A 22467-nucleotide genomic window follows, 5' to 3' on the forward strand; every position below is an offset into this window, starting at 1 on the left:
CCCGTAAACACCAAACCGATACCCCGACAGCACCGCCCGCATACTGCCGCCATCGGAAAACCGCATCAGCCCGCCCGTATGCAAACAAGCCGTCTGAAACCCTTTCTCCGCATTTTCAGACGGCCTTTTTGCGTTATAATGCTGTCAGATTTTTTCAAACATTCAATATCAAACCCACCATGCTAGACAAATACAATCCCGCCGAAATCGAAACCAAACATTACGCAAACTGGCAAGAAAAAGGCTATTTCCAGCCGCATATGGACGCTTCGCAAGAATCGTTCTCCATTCAGCTTCCGCCGCCGAACGTCACCGGCACGCTGCACATGGGTCATGCCTTCAACCAAACGATTATGGACGGCCTCACCCGCTACTACCGCATGAAAGGCCGCAACACGGCTTGGATTCCGGGCACCGACCACGCAGGCATCGCCACGCAGATTGTGGTGGAACGCCAATTGGGCGAGCAAGGCGTGTCGCGTCATGATTTGGGTCGCGAAGCGTTTTTGGCGAAAGTGTGGGAATGGAAGGAGCAATCCGGCGGCACGATTACGCAGCAAATGCGCCGCGTGGGCTGCTCCGCCGACTGGACGCGCGAGTATTTCACCATGGACGACACCCGCGCCGAAGTGGTGACCGAAGTCTTCGTACGCCTGTTTGAGCAGGGTTTGATTTACCGCGGCAAGCGTTTGGTGAACTGGGATCCCGTGCTCGGAACCGCCGTTTCCGATTTGGAAGTGGAAAGCGTGGAAGAGCAAGGCTCGATGTGGCACATCCGCTATCCGCTGGCCGACAATCCTTCAGACGGCCTGATTGTGGCGACCACCCGCCCCGAAACCCTGCTGGGCGACGTGGCGGTGGCGGTACACCCCGAAGACGAACGCTACGCGCATTTAATCGGCAAAGAATTGCTGCTGCCGCTGACCGGCCGCAAAATCCCCGTGATTGCCGACGAATATGTGGAAAAAGACTTCGGCACCGGCTGCGTGAAAATCACCCCCGCGCACGATTTCAACGACTACGAAGTCGGCAAACGCCACGACACGCTGCTGGTCAATGTGTTTGATTTGACGGCCAAAGTACTGGCACAGGCCGAAGTGTTCAACTTCCAAGGCAAAGCGCAACAAGGCTTTGCCCTGCCCGAAGCCTATGCCGGCCTCGACCGTTTCGCCGCCCGCAAGCAAATGGTGGCCGATTTGGAGGCGCAGGGCTTGCTGGCAGCCGTGAAACCGCACACGCTGATGACCCCGAAAGGCGACCGCACCGGCTCCGTCATCGAACCGATGCTGACCAGCCAATGGTTTGTCGCCATGAGCGCGAAACCCGACGGCGGCGAACCGGAAAGCGAATTTAAAGGATTGAGCCTGTCTGAAAAAGCCAAAAAAGCGGTGGACAGCGGCGCGGTGAAATTCATTCCCGAAAACTGGGTCAATACCTACAACCAATGGATGAACAACATCCAAGACTGGTGTATTTCGCGCCAACTGTGGTGGGGACACCAAATCCCTGCATGGTACGACGAAAACGGCAACGTATTCGTCGCCCGCAGCGAAGCCGAAGCGCAAAAACTTTCAGGCAGCCAAAACCTCACCCGCGATGAAGACGTACTCGACACCTGGTTCTCCTCCGCGCTGGTGCCGTTTTCCACTTTGGGTTGGCCGTCTGAAACCGAAGAACTCAAAGCCTTCCTGCCGAGCAATGTATTGGTAACCGGCTACGAAATCATCTTCTTCTGGGTGGCGCGCATGATTATGATGACCACCCACTTCACCGGCAAAGTGCCGTTTAAAGACGTGTACATCCACGGCATGGTGCGCGACCACGAAGGCAAGAAAATGTCCAAATCCGAGGGCAACGTCATCGACCCCGTGGATTTGATTGACGGCATCGACTTGGAGCAGCTGCTGGTCAAACGCACCACCGGCCTGCGCCGCCCCGAAAAAGCCCCGCAAGTGGTGGAAGCCACCAAAAAACTCTTCCCCGAAGGCATTCCCGTATTCGGTGCCGACGCACTGCGCTTCACCATGGCGAGCTACGCCAGCCTCGGCCGCAGCATCAACTTCGACTTCAAACGCGCCGAAGGCTACCGCAACTTCTGCAACAAATTGTGGAACGCCACCAATTTCGTACTGATGAACGTGGAAGAAAAAGACTGCGGCCAAGACGAAACCCAGCCGCTGGCCTATACCTTCGCCGACCAATGGATTATCGGCCGCCTGCAGCAAACCGAAGCCGCCGTTACCGAAGCCTTCGACACCTACCGCTTCGATTTGGCCGCGCAAACCCTGTACGAATTTGTGTGGAACGACTTCTGCGACTGGTACATCGAGCTGGCCAAAGTACAGCTGCAAACCGGCTGCCCGACCACCCAGCGCACCACCCGCCGCACCCTCGTGCGCGTGCTCGAAGTCATCCTGCGCCTGCTGCACCCGATTATGCCCTTCATCACCGAAGAGCTGTGGCAGACCGTGGCACCTTTGGCCAACGCCAAACGCACCGGCAGCATCATGCTCGCCGCATGGCCGGTTGCCGATACCGAAAAAATCGTTCAGACGGCCTTCGACCAAATGGCCGCGCTGCAAGACTTAATCGGAGCCGTACGCAACCTGCGCGGCGAAATGGGCATCGCGCCGAACGTGAAAGCCCCGCTGTTTGTCGAAGGCAGCGAAGATCTGGTCGGACTGCTGAAATACCTGCCGTCCATGACCCGCCTCACCGAAGCCAACATCGTCGGCAAACTGCCCGAAAACGAAGACGCACCCGTTGCCGTGTGCAACGGCGCAAGGCTGATGCTGAAAGTGGAAATCGACAAAGCCGCCGAAACCGCCCGCCTCACCAAAGAAGCGGAAAAACTGCAAAAAGCTTTGGACAAACTCAACGCCAAACTCTCCAAACCCGGCTATACCGAAAAAGCCCCCGCGCATCTGGTGGAAAAAGACCGCGCAGAACTGGCGGAATTGGAAGACAAAATGGCGAAAGTGCAAACCCAACTGGCGAAGTTGAAAGACTAAACCGGGAAGTTTGAAAACGCTGAAAAAGGCCGTCTGCAAATTAGACAGTTCCATTTGCAGACGGCCTTTTTTATATATAGTCGAATAAAATAAGAATGAGACAAGGCAGCGAAGCCGCAGACAGTACACATAGTACGGCAAGGCAAAGCAACGCTGTATCATTCTTATTTTAAATGACTATATAACTTTTAAAAACAAAATGATACAGCCTTGCTTGGGCGTACTGCCTGCCGCCCTGCCGTATTTTGCCGCTACATGATGCGGAATGGTGCAGACGGCTACACAATCCGCGCCATCAGCAAATCGTGCATATTGAGTGCGCCGATAAGCATACCGTTGCCGTCTGCAACCAGCAACCCGTTGATGTGGCTTGCCTGCATCAGCTTCAGGGCTTCGGTGGCGAGTTTGTCGGCGGTAATGGTTTTCGGGTTGGTGTGCATGATGTCATTGACGGTCAGTCCGGCGAACGTGTCGCGCTGTTGGAACAGGCGGCGCAGGTCGCCGTCGGTAAACACACCTTGCAGACGGCCTTCGCCATCGGTTACGGCCAACATACCCAGTCCTTTTTCGCTCATGAGTACAATGGCTTCTTTCAGCGGTGTACCGCTTGGGACGGCAGGCAGGGCTTCGCCGCTGTGCATGATGTCGGCAACGCGCAGCAGCAGGCGTTTGCCGAGGCTGCCTGCGGGGTGGCTCAATGCAAAGTCGTCCGGTGTAAACTGGCGGGCTCTCAATAAAGCTACGGCAAGTGCGTCGCCCAATGCCATCACTGCCGTGGTGCTGGAAGTCGGGGCGAGGCCGAACGGGCAGGCTTCTTTGGAAACGGCGGCAGTAATGTGTATATCGGCGTGCCGCGCCATGGTTGATTCGGGGCGCGCGGTAATGCAGATCAGGGTGATGTTTTTCCGTTTGAGCGCGGGCATAATCGCCAACACTTCGTCACTTTCGCCTGAGTTTGAAATCGCCAAAACAACATCGTTGTCCACTATCATGCCCAAATCGCCGTGTGCGGCTTCTGCGGGGTGGACGAAAAATGCAGGTGTTCCTGTTGAAGCCATGGTTGCGGCGATTTTATGCCCGACGTGCCCTGATTTGCCGATACCGGTAATGACGACACGGCCGGTGCAACCCAATAAGGCTTGTGTGGCGCGGACAAAGCTGTCGTCAAGATTGCGGGCGATTTCCTGCAGGGCTTCTGCTTCGGTATGCAGAACATCGCGCGCCCACGGCAGATAGCATTCGGTGTTATTCATCATTGTTTCCCTAAATGTAATTGGTGCGCCGGATTGTTTGCGCTGTTCAAGGTTGCCAAATCGGGGTAGTATATTCTTACTCAACACAAAAAGGATTCAGAGATGACTATTTTATCGGACGTTAAAGCATTAGGACAACAAATCTGGTTGGACAATCTGTCGCGTTCGCTGGTTCAAAGCGGCGAGCTGGCACAAATGCTGGAGCAGGGCGTGTGCGGCGTTACTTCCAATCCGGCTATTTTCCAAAAGGCTTTTGCCGGAGACGCGCTGTATGCCGATGAAATCGCGGCTCTGAAACAACAAGACTTAACGCCGAAACAGCGTTACGAAATCATGGCGGTTGCCGATGTGCAGGCAGCCTGCGATGTTTGCTCGGGCGAATACCAAGCAAACGGCGGAAAAACCGGTTTCGTCAGCCTCGAAGTATCGCCCGAACTGTCGAAAGACGCGGCCGGCACGGTTGCCGAAGCCAAACGGCTGCACGCGGCCATCAACCGCCAAAATGTGATGATTAAAGTCCCCGCCACCGACGAAGGAGTGGAAGCATTGGAGCAGTTGGTTGCAGACGGCATTTCCGTCAACCTGACCCTGCTGTTCTCGCGCAAGCAAACGCTGAAAGCCTACGCCGCCTACCAACGCGGTATTGCCAAGCGCATCGCCGCAGGTTTGCCGGCGGACAATCTCCAAGTCGTTGCCAGCTTCTTTATTTCGCGCGTGGACGGCGCACTCGACACCACCCTGCCCGAGCACCTGCAAGGCAAAACCGCCATTGCCTTGGCAAAAGCCGCTTATCAAGATTGGGCAGCATTCTTCGACAGCGCGGAATTTGCCGCCCTTGCTGAAAAAGGCGCAAACCGCGTGCAGCTCTTATGGGCTTCCACCGGCGTGAAAAATCCCACTTATCCCGATACGCTGTATGTGGACAGCTTAATCGGCAAACACACCGTCAACACCGTACCCGATGCCACGCTGAAAGCCTTTATCGACCACGGCACGGCCAAAGCCACGCTGACGGAAAACATGGAGCAGGAATATGCCCGACTGGCGGAAGTGGAACAGCTCGGCATCGATGTCGAAGCCTTGGCCGTCCGCCTGCAGGAAGACGGTTTGAAACAGTTTGAAGAAGCGTTTGAGAAGCTGCTTGCTCCGTTGGCTGAATGATTTGATTGAGAAACCGTCAAGGCCGTCTGCAAATTTTGCAGACGGCCTTTTTACGTTTGAAACCGAATCAACCGGCAGCAACAGATTGTCGTTTGCTTGGAAAACCCAACACCCGTCTGCCGCATATTCCGCTGTTCAAGTTGAAACAACCGCCAACCCGCCGCAATACCCCTGCTCCTGCAAAACCGTTCCGACTGCCTGACCGTCAATGTTATAGTCGAATAAAATAAGAATGAGACAAGGCAGCGAAGCCGCAGACAGTACACATAGTACGGCAAGGCAAAGCAACGCTGTATCATTCTTATTTTAAATGACTATATTTCACTTGAATCAGTTTATCTTTAATGAATGTGTAATGCGAACGCATTCTCTGCCGGGTTTCCTGATTGAAATCAGCGGCAAAAAGCATTGTATGAAGCCATGCCAAGCGATAAACGGCAATTTCATGTTTACTCCTTGAGTGTACGTTTTATTTGGTATTCAAAATGTCAGCACGATTCCAAACAAACCGCCAACACCATAAAATACAGACGGCATGAAATCCCTTTCATGCCGTCTGCAAAATGAAATAACCGTTTGATTAACGCTTGTTTTTCGCCTGACAATCCGCGCATACGCCGTACATATACAGCGCGTGATCGACAATGCGGTAGCCGTTTTCTTCGGCAATTTTATCTTGCAACGCTTCAATTTCAGGATTGTGAAACTCTGTAACCATGCCGCATTTTACGCAGACGATGTGGTCGTGGTGGTCGCCCTTATCCAGCTCATATACCGCCTTGCCGGTTTCAAAGTGGTGGCGTTGCAGAATACCCGCCTGTTCAAACTGGGTCAGCACCCGGTAAATCGTTGCCACACCGATTTCAACACCTTCTTCCAACAAAATGCGGTACACATCTTCCGCACTCAAATGTTCCTCGGAATGGGTTTCAAACAAATCCAGAATTTTCAGGCGCGGGCCGGTTACCTTCAAACCGCTGTCTTTCAACTGTGCAATGTTGTTGAAATTATTTTCCATAATATTCAATACCCCTGTGGTCTAATAACCGTTATAATACGCACTTTTAGTCCGCTTGCACACTATAAAGCGATAGCGCGGCTCAATAAAATACCGCCATTTCATTGTGTGAAGTCGGGTAAAAAATTCCTATGCAGATGATTATCGTTTGCTTTTTAAATATATTCAAGCGATGATATGCTTTTTCTGCCGATACCCTCAAGAAAGGTATGCCCGTGAACAAAACCTTATGCCTCGCCCTTGCCGTGCTGTTGGGCGTTTCCGCCTGCACCGCCGAACGCGTATCGCTGTTCCCCTCTTACAAGCTGAAAGTCATTCAAGGCAACGAATTAGACCCGCGCGCCGTTGTATCTCTGCAACCGGGCGTGAGCCGCGACCAAGTCCAACTGCTGCTGGGTACGCCGCTGCTGCGCGATGCCTTCCATGCCGACCGCTGGGACTACACCTTCAACACCGGCCGCAACGGCATTCTGAACGGCCAAAGCAACCTGACGGTTTACTTTAAAGACGATGCCTTAATCAAAGCAGAGGGCGATGCCGTTCAAAAATCCATCGACGCACTGCAAAACGGACAATACTACTCCATCAGTTCCGACACCAAGCCGTCTGCAAAAACCTCCCTGTGGCAGCGGATATTCCCGCGCGACAGCAAAACTTCAGACTAAACGGACGGGTTTCCCGCCTGCCGGCAACAAAGCGGCCGGAACTTTACCATTCAAATCCAAGGATACGACATGACAGCATTAAAAGTCGCCATTGCCGGCGCAAACGGCCGCATGGGGCGCGTACTGGTTGAAGCCGTCAGCCAACACCCCGACACCGTCCTAAGCGGTGCAATCGAACATTCCGGCTCGGAAGCGTTAGGCTTGGACGCAGGCTTTTCCCTCGGCTTGAAAACCGGCATCACCATCAGCGACGATGTAGATGCGGTATTGGCGCAAAGCGACGTACTGATTGACTTTACCCGCCCCGAGCCGACCTTGAAGCACCTGCAAAAATGTGTCGAACGCGGCGTAAACATCGTTATCGGCACCACCGGTTTCGACGATGCAGGCAAAGCCGCCATTCAAGCCGCCGCAGAAAAAACCGGCGTAGTATTCGCCGCCAACTTCAGCGTCGGCGTCAACCTGACCTTCCACATTCTCGACACCGTTGCCCGCGTACTGAACGAAGGTTACGACATCGAAATCATCGAAGGCCACCACCGTCACAAAGTCGATGCTCCCAGCGGCACCGCCTTACGCATGGGCGAAGTCATCGCCGGCGCACTCGGCCGCGACCTCAAACAATGCGCGGTTTACGGCCGCGAAGGACATACCGGCCCCCGCGACCCGTCAACCATCGGCTTTGCCACCGTCCGCGCAGGCGACATTGTCGGCGACCACACCGCCCTGTTTGCCACCGACGGCGAGCGTGTAGAAATCACCCACAAAGCCAGCAGCCGCATGACCTTCGCCTCCGGCGCAGTCCGCGCGGCAGTTTGGGCAAACGGCAAACACGGCCTGTTTGATATGCAGGACGTACTCGGCCTGAAAGCCTGACGGCCGCCGTTCCACCCCGAATCTCCACCTCAAGCCGTCTGCAAATCCCCATTTTGCAGACGGCTTTTCCCATCTGCCGCCCACCTCGCTCTTGAACAAACTGCCGATTTCGCTTAAAATACGTTGCTTCTGCGGTATAGCGGTTACGCCATACCGGAAAAGCACGCAATACCGCCATAACGGCAGTACGGCGTGTTTTTTTTGGCCCACATTCCCCAAAGGCCGTCTGAATTTGCCGACACATCTTTCAGACGGCCTCACTCACAAATATCAGGTAAGACAGGAATCCCATCATGACCACACCGGCACTTCTCGTCCTCGCTGACGGCAGCGTATTTCACGGCACATCCATCGGTTACAACGGCTCAACCTCCGGCGAAGTCGTGTTCAACACCTCCATGACCGGCTATCAGGAAATCCTGACCGACCCGTCTTACTGCAAACAAATCGTTACCCTGACCTACCCGCACATCGGCAACACCGGCACCAACGGCGAAGACGTGGAAAGCCGCGCCGTTTACGCCGCCGGCCTGATTATCCGCGACCTGCCGCTCCTGCACAGCAACTTCCGAGCGTCCGAAAGCCTGCAAGAATATCTGGTACGCAACCAAACCGTGGCCATCGCCGACATCGATACCCGCCGCCTTACCCGCATCCTGCGCGACAAAGGCGCGCAAGCCGGCGCGATTCTGACCGGCGCGGATGCCACCGAAGAAAAAGCACAGGAATTAATCGCCGCATTCGGCAGCATGGTCGGCAAAGATTTGGCCAAAGAAGTGAGCTGCACCGAAAGCTACGAATGGAACGAGGGCGAATGGAAATTGGGTAAAGGCTTTACCACGCCTGCCGAACAGCCCTTCCATGTCGTCGCCTACGATTTCGGCGTAAAAACCAACATCCTGCGTATGCTGGCCGAGCGCGGCTGCCGCCTGACCATCGTACCGGCGCAAACGCCTGCCAAAGACGTATTGGCCATGAACCCGGACGGCGTGTTCCTCTCCAACGGCCCAGGCGACCCCGAGCCTTGCGACTACGCCATTGCCGCCATCCGCGAACTGCTGGAAAGCAAAAAACCGCTGTTCGGCATCTGCTTGGGACACCAACTCCTCGGCCTCGCCGTGGGCGCGAAAACCAGCAAAATGCCGTTCGGCCACCACGGTGCCAACCATCCGGTGCAGGATTTGGACAGCAAACAAGTGATGATTACCAGCCAAAACCACGGCTTCCAAGTCGATGCGGATACCCTGCCCGCCAATGTGAAAGTCACCCACAAATCGCTGTTTGACGGCTCGCTGCAAGGCATCGAGCTCACCGACCGCGTAGCTTTCTCGTTCCAAGGACACCCCGAAGCCAGCCCCGGCCCGCACGATGTCGCCTATCTGTTTGATAAGTTTATCGACAGCATGAAAGCGGCCAAACAGGCGTAAGGCTGCAATTTGCAGACGGCCTTAAATAGGGAAAAGGCCGTCTGCAAACTGAAAGGTAACCATAACAATCTGCACAACCTGTCTGCAGATTGGCTTTCTCAAGCCACAACACCTTTTCTCCGCCCAACCTGTTGGTTTTAACAGATAACAATATTATTTTTTAATTAAAAAGGCAGACATTTCTTATAAAAAATTTAAGAAAAAACTGCTGCAGTAAAGTGTTTTGCCCCAACCGGCCAGTACAAACGCAATCTCGAAGAAAATTTTTCTTTTGTTATCTTTAATCACTCAGAATTTTTTAAATCAGTTTCTTAAAGAGACCCCACCATGCCTAAACGTACCGACCTAAAATCCATCTTAATCATCGGCGCCGGCCCCATCGTTATCGGCCAAGCCTGCGAATTCGACTATTCCGGCGCGCAGGCGTGCAAAGCCTTGCGTGAGGAAGGTTATAAAGTGATTCTGGTGAACTCCAACCCTGCCACGATTATGACCGACCCGGATATGGCCGACGTGACCTACATCGAGCCGATTATGTGGCAGACCGTTGAGAAGATTATCGCCAAAGAACGCCCCGATGCGGTGCTGCCGACCATGGGCGGCCAAACCGCGCTCAACTGTGCGCTGGATTTGGCGCGCAACGGCGTGCTGGCGAAGTATAACGTCGAGCTGATCGGCGCGACGGAAGACGCGATCGACAAAGCCGAAGACCGCGGCCGCTTTAAAGAGGCGATGGAAAAAATCGGCCTTTCCTGCCCGAAATCTTTCGTGTGCCACACCATGAACGAAGCCTTGGCGGCGCAGGAGCAGGTGGGCTTCCCGACGCTAATCCGTCCGTCTTTCACCATGGGCGGTTCGGGCGGCGGCATTGCCTACAACAAAGACGAATTTTTGGCGATTTGCGAACGCGGTTTCGATGCGTCGCCCACCCACGAGCTTTTAATCGAGCAATCGGTACTCGGCTGGAAAGAGTATGAGATGGAAGTGGTGCGCGATAAAAACGACAACTGCATCATCATCTGCTCCATCGAAAACTTCGACCCGATGGGCGTGCACACCGGCGACTCGATTACCGTCGCCCCCGCGCAAACGCTCACCGACAAAGAATACCAAATCATGCGCAACGCCTCTTTGGCGGTATTGCGCGAAATCGGCGTGGACACCGGCGGCTCGAACGTGCAGTTTGCCGTCAATCCTGCCAACGGCGAGATGATTGTCATCGAGATGAACCCGCGCGTATCGCGTTCTTCCGCGCTGGCTTCCAAAGCCACAGGCTTCCCGATTGCCAAAGTAGCGGCGAAACTGGCGGTGGGCTTTACGCTCGACGAGTTGAAAAACGACATCACCGGCGGCCGCACGCCCGCATCGTTCGAGCCTTCCATCGACTATGTGATTACCAAAATCCCGCGTTTCGCCTTTGAAAAATTCCCTGCCGCCGACGACCGCCTGACCACGCAGATGAAATCCGTGGGCGAAGTGATGGCGGTGGGGCGCACCATTCAGGAATCATTCCAAAAAGCCCTGCGCGGTTTGGAAACCGGATTGTGCGGCTTCAATCCCCGCTCGTCCGACAAAGCCGAAATCCGCCGCGAACTCGCCAACCCCGGCCCCGAGCGCATGCTGTATGTCGCCGACGCTTTCCGCGCCGGTTTCAGCGCGGAGGAAATCCATGAAATCTGCGCCATCGATCCGTGGTTTTTGGCGCAAATCGAAGACTTGGTGCGGGAAGAGCAAAAAGTTTCAGACGGCACTTTGCAGGATTTGGACTACGCCGCCTTACGCCGTCTGAAACGCAAAGGCTTTTCAGACAAGCGTTTGGCGCAACTGCTGAATTTGAGCGAAAAAGAAGTGCGCGCCCACCGCTACGCGCTGAAGCTGCACCCCGTGTACAAACGCGTCGACACCTGCGCCGCCGAATTCGACACCGACACCGCCTATCTGTATTCGACTTACGAAGAAGAATGCGAAGCAAGGCCGTCTGCAAATAAAAAAGTGATGATTCTCGGCGGCGGCCCCAACCGCATCGGCCAAGGCATCGAGTTTGACTACTGCTGCGTACACGCCGCCCTCGCCCTGCGCGAAAGCGGTTTTGAAACCATCATGGTCAACTGCAACCCCGAAACCGTATCCACCGACTTCGACACTTCCGACCGCCTCTACTTCGAGCCGCTGACGCTGGAAGACGTGCTCGAAATCGTGCGCACCGAAAACCCGTGGGGCGTGATTGTGCATTACGGCGGACAAACCCCGCTCAAACTCGCCAACGCGCTGGTGGAAAACGGCGTGAACATCATCGGCACCTCCGCCGACTCCATCGATGCTGCCGAAGACCGCGAACGCTTCCAAAAAGTATTGAACGACCTCGGCCTGCGCCAGCCGCCCAACCGCACTGCCCGCAACGAAGAAGAAGCCCTTGTTCTGGCAGAAGAAATCGGCTATCCGCTGGTAGTGCGTCCGTCGTACGTACTCGGCGGCCGCGCCATGCAGGTAGTACACTCGCAAGAGCAGCTCAAAACCTATATGCGCGAAGCCGTGCAGGTTTCCGAAGACAGCCCCGTGCTGCTCGACTTCTTCCTCAACAATGCGATTGAAGTCGATGTGGACTGCGTTTCAGACGGCAAAGAAGTCGTTATCGGCGGCATCATGCAGCACGTCGAACAGGCCGGCATCCACTCCGGCGACTCCGGCTGCTCGCTGCCGCCCTACTCGCTGAGCGGAGAAATCCAAGACGAAATCCGCCGCCAAACCAAAGCCATGGCATACGCGCTGAACGTCGTCGGCCTGATGAACGTACAATTTGCCGTACAAGACGGCGTAGTGTTCGTACTCGAAGTCAACCCGCGCGCCTCGCGTACCGTACCGTTCGTCTCCAAAGCCACCGGCATACCGCTGGCCAAAGTCGGCGCACGCGCCATGGCTGGCATTCCGCTGAAAGAACAAGGCATTGAAAAAGAAGTCGTTCCCGATTTCTACGCCGTCAAAGAAGCCGTGTTCCCGTTTATCAAATTCCCCGGCGTGGATACCATCCTCGGCCCGGAAATGCGCTCCACCGGCGAAGTGATGGGCGTGGGCGCGACCTTCGGCGAAGCCTATCTGAAAGCCCAGCTCGGCGCGGGCGAACGCCTGCCCGCATCCGGCAAAGTCTTCCTCGCCGTGCGCGACGAAGACAAACCGCTGCTGCTGAAAACCGCCAAAAACTTCCAAGCCCTGGGCTACGAAGTGGTGGCCACCCGAGGCACCGCAGCCTACCTGAAAGAGCAGGGTCTGGAAAACACCGCCGTAATCAATAAAGTACTGGAAGGCCGTCCGCACATCGTCGACGCCATCAAAAACGGTGAAATCGCACTGGTGGTCAACACCGTAACCTCCGACGCGCAATCCATCGCCGACAGCCACAGCATCCGCCGCAGCGCACTCACCCAGCGCGTGCCGCAATACACCACCATCGCCGGCGGCGAAGCCATGAGCGAAGGTGCGAAAAGCCTGAACGCACTGGGCGTGTACAGCGTGCAGGAACTGCACGGCCGTCTGAAAAAATAATCGGTCGGGCAGGTAACAAAGGCCGTCTGCAAAATCCAATTTGCAGACGGCCTTTCATTATTTACTCGGGATAATACATTAATTCTCTTAAATTCTACCCCCATATGCCTGACGGCAGATTTCAGAAATATCCTCCGCACTATGCAGCCGGAAAACAAAAACGGGATTGCCCGTCAAGCACAAACAGCCCGAGACCTTTATAAAAAACAGGAAACGAGCCAAAACTGATTGTAGGGGCGGGTTTTGCACCCGCCTGAAAATCGAATACCTTGAAAGTTACCACTTCAAAAAAACCAAGCAAACGGGCGGGTGTAAAACCCGCCCTGCAATCCCTTGTCATGAATTTTGCAAAGGCCTCAGCCCGACGGCTTCCTGCACGCGGCTATAAGTCTTGATAATCGACCAACATATATTTGGCGGTAACGCCCTTATCGGCATCCCCTTCGTCGCTCATCAGCAGCAGATACGGTTTGCCGTTGATTGTAACCGAATCCATGGCCTCGACATTGACCATATGCCTCAAATTGGGCAGGGAAACATGATCCGGCTCATCTTCCGGATTACCGCTCCACCGCCAAAGCGTCGAATACTTGTCGCCGTTTTCGTCTTTCACTTCATTGGTAATCAAAAATGCTTTCAATACCGGATCATAGTTGAGCGAGCGGATACCGCCGCCGGAAATAGGGATAACCGCGGCATCGGCAAAAACCGGATCGGCACCTTCGGCAAACATCTGCCCGGGGTTGCTGATGTAAAGCACCAGTGCCTTTTCGTTCAACTCCGGATCGCGGAAGCCCAGCAGCAGCCGGTTTTTGACCGGATCAAAAGCCATTCCTTCGATATTGACATCTCTGAACGAGATTTCCGCATCGGTACGCGCTGCAATCAGTTTGTGCAGATTTTCATCCGACTCCAATCTTTCGGTCAGCTTATCGTAACTGCCCAGCCCGATGACATTTGAGCCTTGGATTTTAAAGCGCAGCAGACGCTCCCGGTCAGACTTGCGTTCGCCCTGCTTGTTGCGCGAATGGGAGGTCAGCGCATATATAAAACCGTCGTTGTCGCGCGCCAGCGACTCCAAATCACTGATTTTCTGCTTGAATCCCCGGACAATACGCGTATCCAGCGCCTTATCCTCCACAAATCTGCCTTCTTTGTCCACGCTGATAATACTGAAAGCATGTGCCGCTTCGTCCTCGGCAACCAGAATCCTGCCGTCCGGAAGCTGCTGTACGGCAGAAGGCTCATACACGTCCTGCATCATATTCAGGCCCACCGCCTGCATTTCGGCAGCATTGTTTTTTTGAGGAGCAACCAGACCGGGGATACTTTTCACGCTGACAAATGCCACCAGCGAAAGCAGCAGCCCCCAACGGAATACCGTATAAGAAAGATTCAGGTATTTGAATTGTTTGTTGGCCATCAGTCCGAGCCAATAAAGGTGGTCGCTCATTTTTTGGTACATCTCCTTCCGGTCGGACATGGTTTCCAACATCATTTCCCAAAACTGCTGCTTGGTAATTTTGACCCGGTCTTCGTAGATCAGCACATTCGGCGTTTTATCGAAAAAACGGCTGTCGCGGTGGAAAATGCGTTCCCGCCAATCACCGAGCTTGGCTTTGCGCTGCATGACATCCTTCATCCACGCCCGCGCAGCTTGGATTTTACCGATACGCTCCGGCGAAGCGGAAAGCAGTGCGAAAATAATCGAGGCGGTTGCCGTCAGGATAAACACCGTTGCCGGCAGCAAAAACTCCGGCGAAGACGAAAAGATAAACGCCCCCGAAATCATCAGCGCCGACACGATAAAACCATTGAGCGAAATCATAATATTGGCCTTGGTGGCCGCAAGTGCCAACAGCTCCATTTCCGAGCGCACCGCATTGCGGAACATGGTTTCCACGCCCTTGTTCGTGCCGATTTCCGGTGTTTTTCTACTTCTCTTGACCCGTTTTTTATTTTTCGGCTTATTTGCTTTGGACACAGCTTCCGCAACAGGCAAATCTGCCCCTTCCCTGTCGGTTTGGTCAAACTTTTCCGATTGCGGGTCTAAATCATTTTGGTTCATATCAAACTTACTTTCAGCTCCGGCCAGTATTTGTCCACACCTGCCAGATTATTAATAAATACATGAATTTAAATAATATTCAACTGTTTAAAATCAAAAGTTGAGCATTTTACCGTTCACCCAATCGACAGACGATACCAAATTTATGACATTACAGTTTTTTACAAAATTTCCGTCTGCAAAATAAAAATTTGCAGACGGCCTTACCATTCAAATCTTGAACCAATTCCATTAAACTAAACCTTTTCCAACCTTTTCACTGCTCACGCTTATATGTCCCCTACATCTCCCCCCTACACAGGACGTTTCGCGCCCAGTCCTACCGGTTTGTTGCACATCGGTTCGCTGCTGACCGCGCTGGCTTCATATGCCGATGCACGGGCCAACGGCGGTCGGTGGCTGGTCCGCATGGAAGACCTTGATCCACCGCGTGAGATGGCGGGTGCGGCCGATGAGATTTTACGGACTTTGGAAGCGTTTGGTTTTGAGTGGGACGGGGAAACGGTTTATCAGAGCCGGCGCGATGAAGTATATCGGGCGGCCTTAGGCCGTCTGCAAAATGCAGGGCTTGCTTATCCCTGCTATTGCAGTCGTAAGGACTGGCAGGCCGCTGCCGTGAGCGGGGCTGACGGGTTTGTGTACAACGGCCGCTGCCGTCTGCCGTCGCAAAGACCGTCCGACAATGGGAAAGCTCCGGCTTGGCGCTTGCGCGTAGCCGATGAAATTGTTGGTTTTACAGACGGCATTGTCGGCGGATATGCTCAAAATCTGGAGCGTGATATTGGTGATTTTGTATTGTTGCGTGCCGATGGTTTTTGGGCGTACCAACTGGCGGTGGTGGCAGACGATGCGGATCAGGGGGTCACGCATATTGTGCGCGGACAGGATTTGCTGGTTTCTACGCCGCGCCAGATTTATCTGCAACGCTGTTTGGGCGTACCCACACCGCAATACGCGCATCTGCCGCTGCTGACCAACCGTTTGGGGCAGAAATGGTCCAAGCAGACTTTGGCTCCTGCTTTGGATTTGAGCCGCCGCGAAGCCTTGCTGCGCGAAGTGTCGGCATACCTCAACCTGCCTGCCGCACCAGAGGTTTCTCATCCGCGGGCGTTGCTGGATTGGGCGGTGGCACACTGGCGGCTGGCGGCGGTGCCGAAACAGGCGATATGTACGGAAAGTTCTATTTGATACGGTGTTCCTGCTCCGGTTCCAAATGAGGTTGAAGCCATTTCATGCCGTCTGCGTTTTGCCGTTTTGTTCCAAACGGAATGGATTTGCTGAAACAACCGTTTCCATTTATAGTCGAATAAAATAAGAATGAGACAAGGCAGCGAAGCCGCAGACAGTACACATAGTACGGCAAGGCAAAGCAACGCTGTATCATTCTTATTTTAAATGACTATAAGTGGAGATACGGTGCAGCAATGCTGTATCAAACGAATGGGCAACAATATCTATTCTGATGATGAAAACGAAAAGCAAAGGCCGTCTGCAAATTGTGGTTTTGCAGACGGCCTTTGTTGTTTTTATACTCAAATCAATCCGCTCGGATTGGTTTGAAAAGTCGATAAATCAATGATTAAAACATACTGCGGCCGCTGACGGTTTTTTCCGGCACGGCTTGGATAACGTCCCAATGCTCGACGATTTTACCGTTTTCGTCCAAACGGAAAATATCCACTACGGCTTCCCCGCGGTCGTTTTTATCCATTTTGCTGTGGACGTGCAGCCACACCAAATCGCCGTCTGCCGCCACACGCTTGATTTCGGCGTGCGAGGCGGGATGTTCTTTCAAAAACGGGGCGAACGCATCGATAAATGCCCGACCGCCGTCGGCTACGTCCGGATTGTGCTGCAGATATTCCGCACCGACGTATTGTTCCGTTGCCTCTTTTACTTTGTGTTGGTTGAACGCCATTTCGTAAAATGCCAATACATTGGCTTTGTTGCGCTCGGTTTGGCTTTGTACCGCCGCACCGGTTTCGGCAGCGGACGGAACCGTAGCTGTTTGAGCCGGGGAACACGCAGCCAAAACCAAGGCTGCAACGAGGGTTAAAGCGGTTTTTTTAATCATATCGTATTCTTTCTGTCATTCAAGTAAACGAAGGATTGGGCCGTCTGAAACCTATCCTTGTCTGCCGGACGGCGTATTTTTATTTCAAATTTAAAATCAAACGGCTTCTGCCACGGTAAAACGCTCGAACAGATGACCTTTGCGTTCGGCATCGTCCACAATCGCACAAGCCAGATCGGGCGCGGAGATGTTGGCAAGTTCGCTGCCGGTAAACAGCACCTCGTTACTGCCTGTGCGGTAGCTGCCGCTGCGGGTGTCGATGTCGCCCTCAAAAGCAGGCGGCGGGCAGATAAACGACCAGTTCACATCGCGGCGTTGCTGCAAATCCTTCAGCCAGTTGCGCGCGGCATTCGCACCGTCGTAAATCTCTTTCGGAAACTCGGGCGTATCAATCAGTTGCACACCCGGCTCGATATACAGGCTGCCCGCTCCGCCGACTGCCAACAGATAAGGTACTTCCGCCGCTTTCGCCGCTTCGGTAATCGCCGCCGCACCTTTGGCAAAGTCCGCACCGCCGTTCGGATTGTCCCAACCGCCGTTAAACGCGCTGACCACCGCATCGAATCCTTTGAGCTGCTCCGCAAAGTCCGGCGCATTGACATCAAATGCGACTGCCCTGATATTGCCGCCCTGCTGCACTTTGTCCGCATTACGAGCGAACCCCGTTACCTCATGTCCGCGTGCCGCAGCCTCTTTCACGACCGCCTTACCTACCGTACCTGTTGCACCGATTACTGCGATTTTCATGTTTGTCTCCTTTTCCGGCATGATGCCGTATTGATTTGCAGTCGAATAAAATACGAATGAGACAAGGCGGCAAAATCGCAGACAGTACGGATAGTACGGGTCGGCGGACTGGCTGCTTCGGCAGCTTAGTCAAGCCCCTTCTTTGAGCAAGGTGCCGCAACGCTGTATCATTCATATTTCAGATGACTTATAGATGCGCTCATTGTAAGGCCGTCCGAAATACTTGATAAGCCCTGTTTTACTGTTTATATTATTAAGTAAAACTACATAATAGGCCGTCTGAAATGCAAGACATCAAACCCCTGCTGGTTTTTGCCGCCGTATTGGAACACGGCAGCATGAACGCCGCCGCCGCTGCGTTGGGCATGACTCCCTCTGCCGTCAGCCAACACATCAACCGGCTCGAATCGGTACACGGCATCAAACTGCTCAACCGCAGCACGCGCCGCCTTACGCCCACCGATGCCGGACAAACCTTGGGCGGATACTGCCGCCGGCTCAGCCGCACACTTTCCGACACCCATGCTGCCATAGGCGCATTGAAAACCGAGCCGGCCGGCGACCTGCATATTTCCCTGACCTCTTCCGTTATCGACTGTCCTGCTTTTCAGACGGCCTTAATGCGGCTGCAAAACGAATTTCCGCGCATCCGCCCCGTTTTGCATTTCAACGATGCATTAGATGATTTGCACAGCAGCCGTTTCGACCTCGCCATACGCGGCGGCGACCGTGCGCTCGACGACCCCGGCTTGGTGGCACGCCATCTGACAACATGGCATTTCCAAATCTGCGCCAGCCCAAGCTATCTGGCACGACACCCGCCGATTACCCGTCCCGAACAGCTCCGCACCCACCACTGGCTGTATTTCGGTACGCCCCACATCACCCTGCACAAAAACAGCGAAAGCCGCCTGATCGACCTTTCCACAGGCATACACTGCAACCAAATCGCCGCCGTCCGCAGCCTGACCGTTGCCGGCATCGGGCTTTCCTGCCAAGTCAGCGGCGAAATCGGTGCGCTGCTGGCGCAAGGCCGTCTGCAAACCGTGCTGCCCGATTGGATGCTGCCCGCGGTCAACCTCTATCTGGTCACACCCTACCGCGTGCAGTCCGCCAAAACCGAAGCCGCCGTCCGCATCATCCAAGAAAGTTTCGCGCAGGAGGCCGTCTGAATGGAGACACCCGAACCGATGCAGCCAAACTGGTGCGTTTATCTGATACTGTGCCGGAACGGCTCGCTCTACTGCGGCATCAGCAACCGCCCCGCCGAACGCCTGTCCGCCCACCGGCAGGGCAAAGGCGCGAAATACACCCGCACCCACCCTCCGCTTGCCATGCGAATCGTTTCAGACGGCATGGACAAAAGCACCGCCTTAAAACGCGAGGCAGAAGTGAAAAAGCTGGCAACAGACAAAAAACGGGATTTGTGGGCAGCCGCCGAAGCAAACGAAATAAAGGCCGTCTGAAACCTGAATTTGCAGACGGCCTTTGCCTTATGCTTCTTCTAAAATTTCCAATACGCCGCGACCAATCCTGCGGGCATAGTTGATGTCGTTCAGCAGCGAGGAAGTCTGCCAGCCGTTCAGCTCGTTATTCCTCAATTTCACCATCACGCGTCCGCGGAAGGTTTCCAATGTTTCGGTGTGTACCGAAAGCTGGTTGGTTTTTTCCCTTCTGGCTTCCCCGTGCTCCATATCATAAATCCGGTGAAACAGGTTCAGGGTTTTGAAAACATGGCGGCGCAAACGCAGGTAATCGCGGGCGGCAGCACTGTCGGGCTGTGCCAGATACTGCTGCATATTTTTCTGCAAATGTTTGCTTTCTTTGACAATTTCCACCACCCGCCAAGCAGCGGCATAACTCTTGGCCAGTTGCTGCTGCTGTTCTTCATCTTCCAAATCGAGTTTGCCGCTAAAATCAAGAATCGCGCTGTACAGCGGCTTGACATGCCATTCGTACAGTTCCGGCGCGTCCAGCGGCAGCGGCGTTTGCGGCTGCGGTAAATTTTTGCCTTCGGGGTCGCTGCCTTCATATAAAGTTTGTGGCGGAATATACAAGGCGCGGCAAACGGCTTCGACGCTGATTTCGGCAAGATGGCGCGTTTCCTGCGCCAGCGCGAGCAGCGCGGTATCGGTGGCGCGCAAGACGTTGTCGTTGAGATAGCGCGGTTTGACCGGCTCCGGTTTTTCCCTGCCTGCTGAGGTCAGTTCCGCTTCGGCCGGCTTATCGGGAATCCAACGCAGCAAGAGTGCAGCAAGGCGTTCCTGCTGCTTCCAGAATACGGTTACCCCCAACAGGTTGAATAAGGTATGAAACAGGGCAAGCTGCATCAACGGGCTCAAGCCCCACCACTCTCCGGGTTTCAAAACAATCTGCGTCAGCGGCCACCACAATATCAGCGACAATACTGCGGTTACGATGTTGAACACCACGTGCGCCAAGGCCAACCGTTTACCGTTGCGGTCACCGCCCAGCATGCCCACCAACGCGGTTGTGGCACTGCTGCCGACGTTCGATCCGACAGCAATGGCAAACGACTGCATCAGGCTCACCTGCCCCCCGGCCAATGCCGCCAGCGTCAGAATCAGCGTAGCGTGTGAAGATTGCAGCACCACGGTCAGCAACAGCCCGACGGTAAAGAAAATCAACGGCTCTGCCCAACCCCCGACTTGGCTTTTGCTGAAATCCATGTCCGCGCCAAACGCCTGAAAACCTTCTTTAATCGCATCCACACCGAGAAAAATCAAAGCAATCCCGACCAATACGCGCCCGACAGCCTTAATCTTGCTGTTGAAAAAGCTCATCAGAATGCCGAACACCAGCATGGGCACGGCCACAGGGCTGAGACTCACGCTTTTGCCTACCGCCGCCAGCAGCCAAATACCGCTGGTTGCCCCCAAGTTCGTGCCCAAAATAATCGCGATACCGCCTGCCAGCGCAATCATGCCGGTACTCAAAAAAGCGATGGTCAGCAGCGACACCAGCGTACTGGATTGCAGCACAAATGTCGCCCCCATGCCGAACAACGCCCCTTTCAGCGGCGTGGTGGTGGACTTCTCCATCCAGCGCGACAGTTTGCCGCCTGCGACGCTGTGCAGGCCGTCTTCGATACACTGCATACCGAATAAAAATAACGCCAAACCATAACACAACTGCAACCAAGACGGACTGTACGCAAAACTTACCGCCAAGGCCACCAGCGGCAGCAGGAGCAGATAGCGGAGGTATCGGGTATTCATGTTTCTGCCTTTTTGAGAATTGTTATTTTTTGAATGTTGAATACCGCCAAAGATAACATAAGTTACCATTTGATGACACAAACATCACAAAGGCCGTCTGCAAAATACGGCTTGCCAAAATTACAGACGGCCTTTTAATAAAAAAAGCTGATTGTAATTTTATTACCTACTGAAATACAAGCACTTTGTTAGTTAAATTGTTAACAATACAATCTTGACAAACTTTAAGCATTCCTTTAATTTTTGCAAACATTGTCAACAATAAAAGTTGGAGAAGCTTATGTTACACAAATCCTCTACCTTGCTTGGTGCCGCTCTGATGGGTGTTTTGGCCTTAAGCGGCTGCAACAAAGGCACAACCGAAGTCGGCGAGCCCAAGAAACCCGAATGTATCGCCCCTGCCAAACCGGGCGGCGGTTTCGACCTGACCTGCAAACTGGCGCAAAGCGGCCTGAAAGACACCGGCCTCTTGTCCAAACCGATGCGCGTAACCTATATGCCGGGCGGTGTGGGCGCGGTGGCGTATAACAAAATCGTTGCCAACGATCCGGCAAACAATGATGCGATTATTGCCTTTTCCACCGGCTCGCTGCTGAATTTGGCGCAAGGAAAGTTCGGCAAATACACGGAAAAAGACGTAAGCTGGCTGGCAGCCGTGGGTACGGATTACGGTATGGTAGCGGTTAACGCCGATTCGCCGCTGAAAAACCTGCAAGACTTGGTCGACGCGATGAAGAAAGATCCTAAATCCATCAGCTTCGGTGCTGGCGGCAGCGTAGGCGGTCAAGACTGGATGCAAACCGCGATGGTGGCGAAAGCTGCCGGTGTCAATCCGAGAGATATGGCCTATGTCGCACTTGAGGGCGGCGGGGAAGTAACTACTGCCGTCTTGGGCAACCATGTCAGCGTAATCAGTAGCGGCATAGCTGAAGCTTCCTCTCATATCGAATCGGGCAAAATCCGCGTATTGGCGGTGTTCGCTCCCGACCGTTTGGAAGGCAAATTCAACGATATTCCTACCGCCAAAGAGCAAGGTTTTGACGTAGAGTGGCCGATTATCCGCGGTTACTATATGGGCCCGAAAGTCAGCGAAGAATCTTACCAATGGTGGAAAACCCAATTTGACACCATGCTGAAGGATCAAAAATTTGCTGAAATTCGCGCCAACCGCGATTTGTTGCCGTTCTCTATGACCGGCGAAGAATTGCAGCAGTATGTGATTAAAACCACCGATGAAATGCGTAAGCTTTCTCAAGAGTTTGAGTTGAACAATCAATAATATGGACGAGGGGTAAAACAGCAGCCCTGTCGAGCAACCGGAATCCGTAGCCCTTTATTTCCGCATTAAGCAGTCATAATGGAGTCTTTCGGCTTTCAGTCGGGTTGAT

17 protein-coding genes are annotated in these 22467 nt (G+C 54.0%); 11 read left to right on the top strand and 6 right to left on the bottom strand.

Annotated features, from left to right (window positions below):
* Positions 1 to 179 precede the first annotated feature (179 nt).
* Complete coding sequence (locus EL111_RS09905; protein ID WP_123795129.1) at positions 180 to 3011, top strand: valine--tRNA ligase; 2832 nt, start codon at positions 180 to 182, stop codon at positions 3009 to 3011.
* Positions 3012 to 3289: 278 nt separating this feature from the next.
* On the opposite strand, the gene EL111_RS09910 is transcribed toward EL111_RS09905, so the two are convergent.
* Entirely contained in the window at positions 3290 to 4264 is a 975-nt protein-coding gene (locus EL111_RS09910) for a KpsF/GutQ family sugar-phosphate isomerase (RefSeq protein ID WP_123795158.1), read from the bottom strand.
* 102 nt (positions 4265 to 4366) lie between these two features.
* On the opposite strand from EL111_RS09910, the gene tal reads away from it, so the two are divergent.
* Complete coding sequence (gene tal, locus EL111_RS09915) at positions 4367 to 5425, top strand: transaldolase (RefSeq protein WP_123795130.1); 1059 nt, start codon at positions 4367 to 4369, stop codon at positions 5423 to 5425.
* A gap of 1 nt (position 5426) precedes the next feature.
* A complete protein-coding gene (locus tag EL111_RS09920; RefSeq protein WP_123795131.1) occupies positions 5427 to 5627 on the top strand; it encodes a hypothetical protein in 201 nt (66 codons plus the stop codon).
* Positions 5628 to 6005: 378 nt separating this feature from the next.
* Here EL111_RS09920 and fur read toward each other — a convergent pair whose 3' ends face one another.
* Positions 6006 to 6443, bottom strand: a complete 438-nt coding sequence (fur, locus tag EL111_RS09925) for a ferric iron uptake transcriptional regulator (RefSeq protein WP_123795132.1) — start codon at positions 6441 to 6443, stop codon at positions 6006 to 6008.
* 215 nt (positions 6444 to 6658) lie between these two features.
* Between fur and EL111_RS09930 the strand changes: the two genes are divergently transcribed.
* The 4 genes from EL111_RS09930 to carB all read left to right on the top strand — a co-directional run bounded on the left by EL111_RS09930 (position 6659) and on the right by carB (position 12951).
* On the top strand, positions 6659 to 7108 hold the full coding sequence (locus EL111_RS09930; RefSeq protein WP_123795133.1) for an outer membrane protein assembly factor BamE: 450 nt from the start codon (positions 6659 to 6661) through the stop codon (positions 7106 to 7108).
* Positions 7109 to 7177: 69 nt separating this feature from the next.
* Positions 7178 to 7984 carry a 4-hydroxy-tetrahydrodipicolinate reductase gene (gene dapB, locus EL111_RS09935; protein WP_123795134.1) on the top strand — a complete coding sequence of 269 codons (807 nt, stop codon included), beginning with the start codon at positions 7178 to 7180 and terminating at the stop codon, positions 7982 to 7984.
* Positions 7985 to 8277: 293 nt separating this feature from the next.
* Positions 8278 to 9411, top strand: a complete 1134-nt coding sequence (carA, locus tag EL111_RS09940) for a glutamine-hydrolyzing carbamoyl-phosphate synthase small subunit (RefSeq protein ID WP_123795135.1) — start codon at positions 8278 to 8280, stop codon at positions 9409 to 9411.
* A 327-nt stretch (positions 9412 to 9738) separates the two neighbouring features.
* The gene (gene carB, locus EL111_RS09945; RefSeq protein ID WP_123795136.1) at positions 9739 to 12951 is read left to right on the top strand and encodes a carbamoyl-phosphate synthase large subunit; all 3213 of its coding nucleotides are present in this window, start codon (positions 9739 to 9741) and stop codon (positions 12949 to 12951) included.
* Between the two features lie 382 nt (positions 12952 to 13333).
* Here carB and EL111_RS09950 read toward each other — a convergent pair whose 3' ends face one another.
* Positions 13334 to 15019: a DUF3616 domain-containing protein gene (locus EL111_RS09950; protein WP_123795137.1), complete on the bottom strand. Its 1686-nt coding sequence runs from the start codon at positions 15017 to 15019 to the stop codon at positions 13334 to 13336.
* Between the two features lie 273 nt (positions 15020 to 15292).
* Between EL111_RS09950 and gluQRS the strand changes: the two genes are divergently transcribed.
* Positions 15293 to 16207, top strand: coding sequence for a tRNA glutamyl-Q(34) synthetase GluQRS (gluQRS, locus tag EL111_RS09955; RefSeq protein ID WP_123795138.1), 915 nt, complete (start codon positions 15293 to 15295; stop codon positions 16205 to 16207).
* A gap of 391 nt (positions 16208 to 16598) precedes the next feature.
* On the opposite strand, the gene EL111_RS09960 is transcribed toward gluQRS, so the two are convergent.
* A complete protein-coding gene (locus tag EL111_RS09960; RefSeq protein WP_123795139.1) occupies positions 16599 to 17093 on the bottom strand; it encodes a nuclear transport factor 2 family protein in 495 nt (164 codons plus the stop codon).
* A 96-nt stretch (positions 17094 to 17189) separates the two neighbouring features.
* Positions 17190 to 17840 (bottom strand): NAD(P)-dependent oxidoreductase, encoded by a 651-nt coding sequence (locus EL111_RS09965; protein ID WP_123795140.1) that lies wholly within the window; start codon positions 17838 to 17840, stop codon positions 17190 to 17192.
* A gap of 284 nt (positions 17841 to 18124) precedes the next feature.
* Between EL111_RS09965 and EL111_RS09970 the strand changes: the two genes are divergently transcribed.
* The gene (locus EL111_RS09970; protein WP_123795141.1) at positions 18125 to 19012 is read left to right on the top strand and encodes a LysR family transcriptional regulator; all 888 of its coding nucleotides are present in this window, start codon (positions 18125 to 18127) and stop codon (positions 19010 to 19012) included.
* Entirely contained in the window at positions 19013 to 19306 is a 294-nt protein-coding gene (locus EL111_RS09975; protein ID WP_231998384.1) for a GIY-YIG nuclease family protein, read from the top strand. It begins immediately after the preceding gene.
* 27 nt (positions 19307 to 19333) lie between these two features.
* Here EL111_RS09975 and EL111_RS09980 read toward each other — a convergent pair whose 3' ends face one another.
* Positions 19334 to 21079, bottom strand: a complete 1746-nt coding sequence (locus tag EL111_RS09980; RefSeq protein ID WP_123795142.1) for a Na/Pi cotransporter family protein — start codon at positions 21077 to 21079, stop codon at positions 19334 to 19336.
* Positions 21080 to 21359: 280 nt separating this feature from the next.
* Here EL111_RS09980 and EL111_RS09985 point away from each other — a divergent pair, with 280 nt between their 5' ends.
* Positions 21360 to 22358 carry a Bug family tripartite tricarboxylate transporter substrate binding protein gene (locus EL111_RS09985; RefSeq protein ID WP_123795143.1) on the top strand — a complete coding sequence of 333 codons (999 nt, stop codon included), beginning with the start codon at positions 21360 to 21362 and terminating at the stop codon, positions 22356 to 22358.
* The last annotated feature ends 109 nt before the right edge of the window (positions 22359 to 22467 follow it).

This window comes from Neisseria animalis (assembly GCF_900636515.1).
GTDB classification, from domain to species: Bacteria; Pseudomonadota; Gammaproteobacteria; order Burkholderiales; family Neisseriaceae; genus Neisseria; species Neisseria animalis.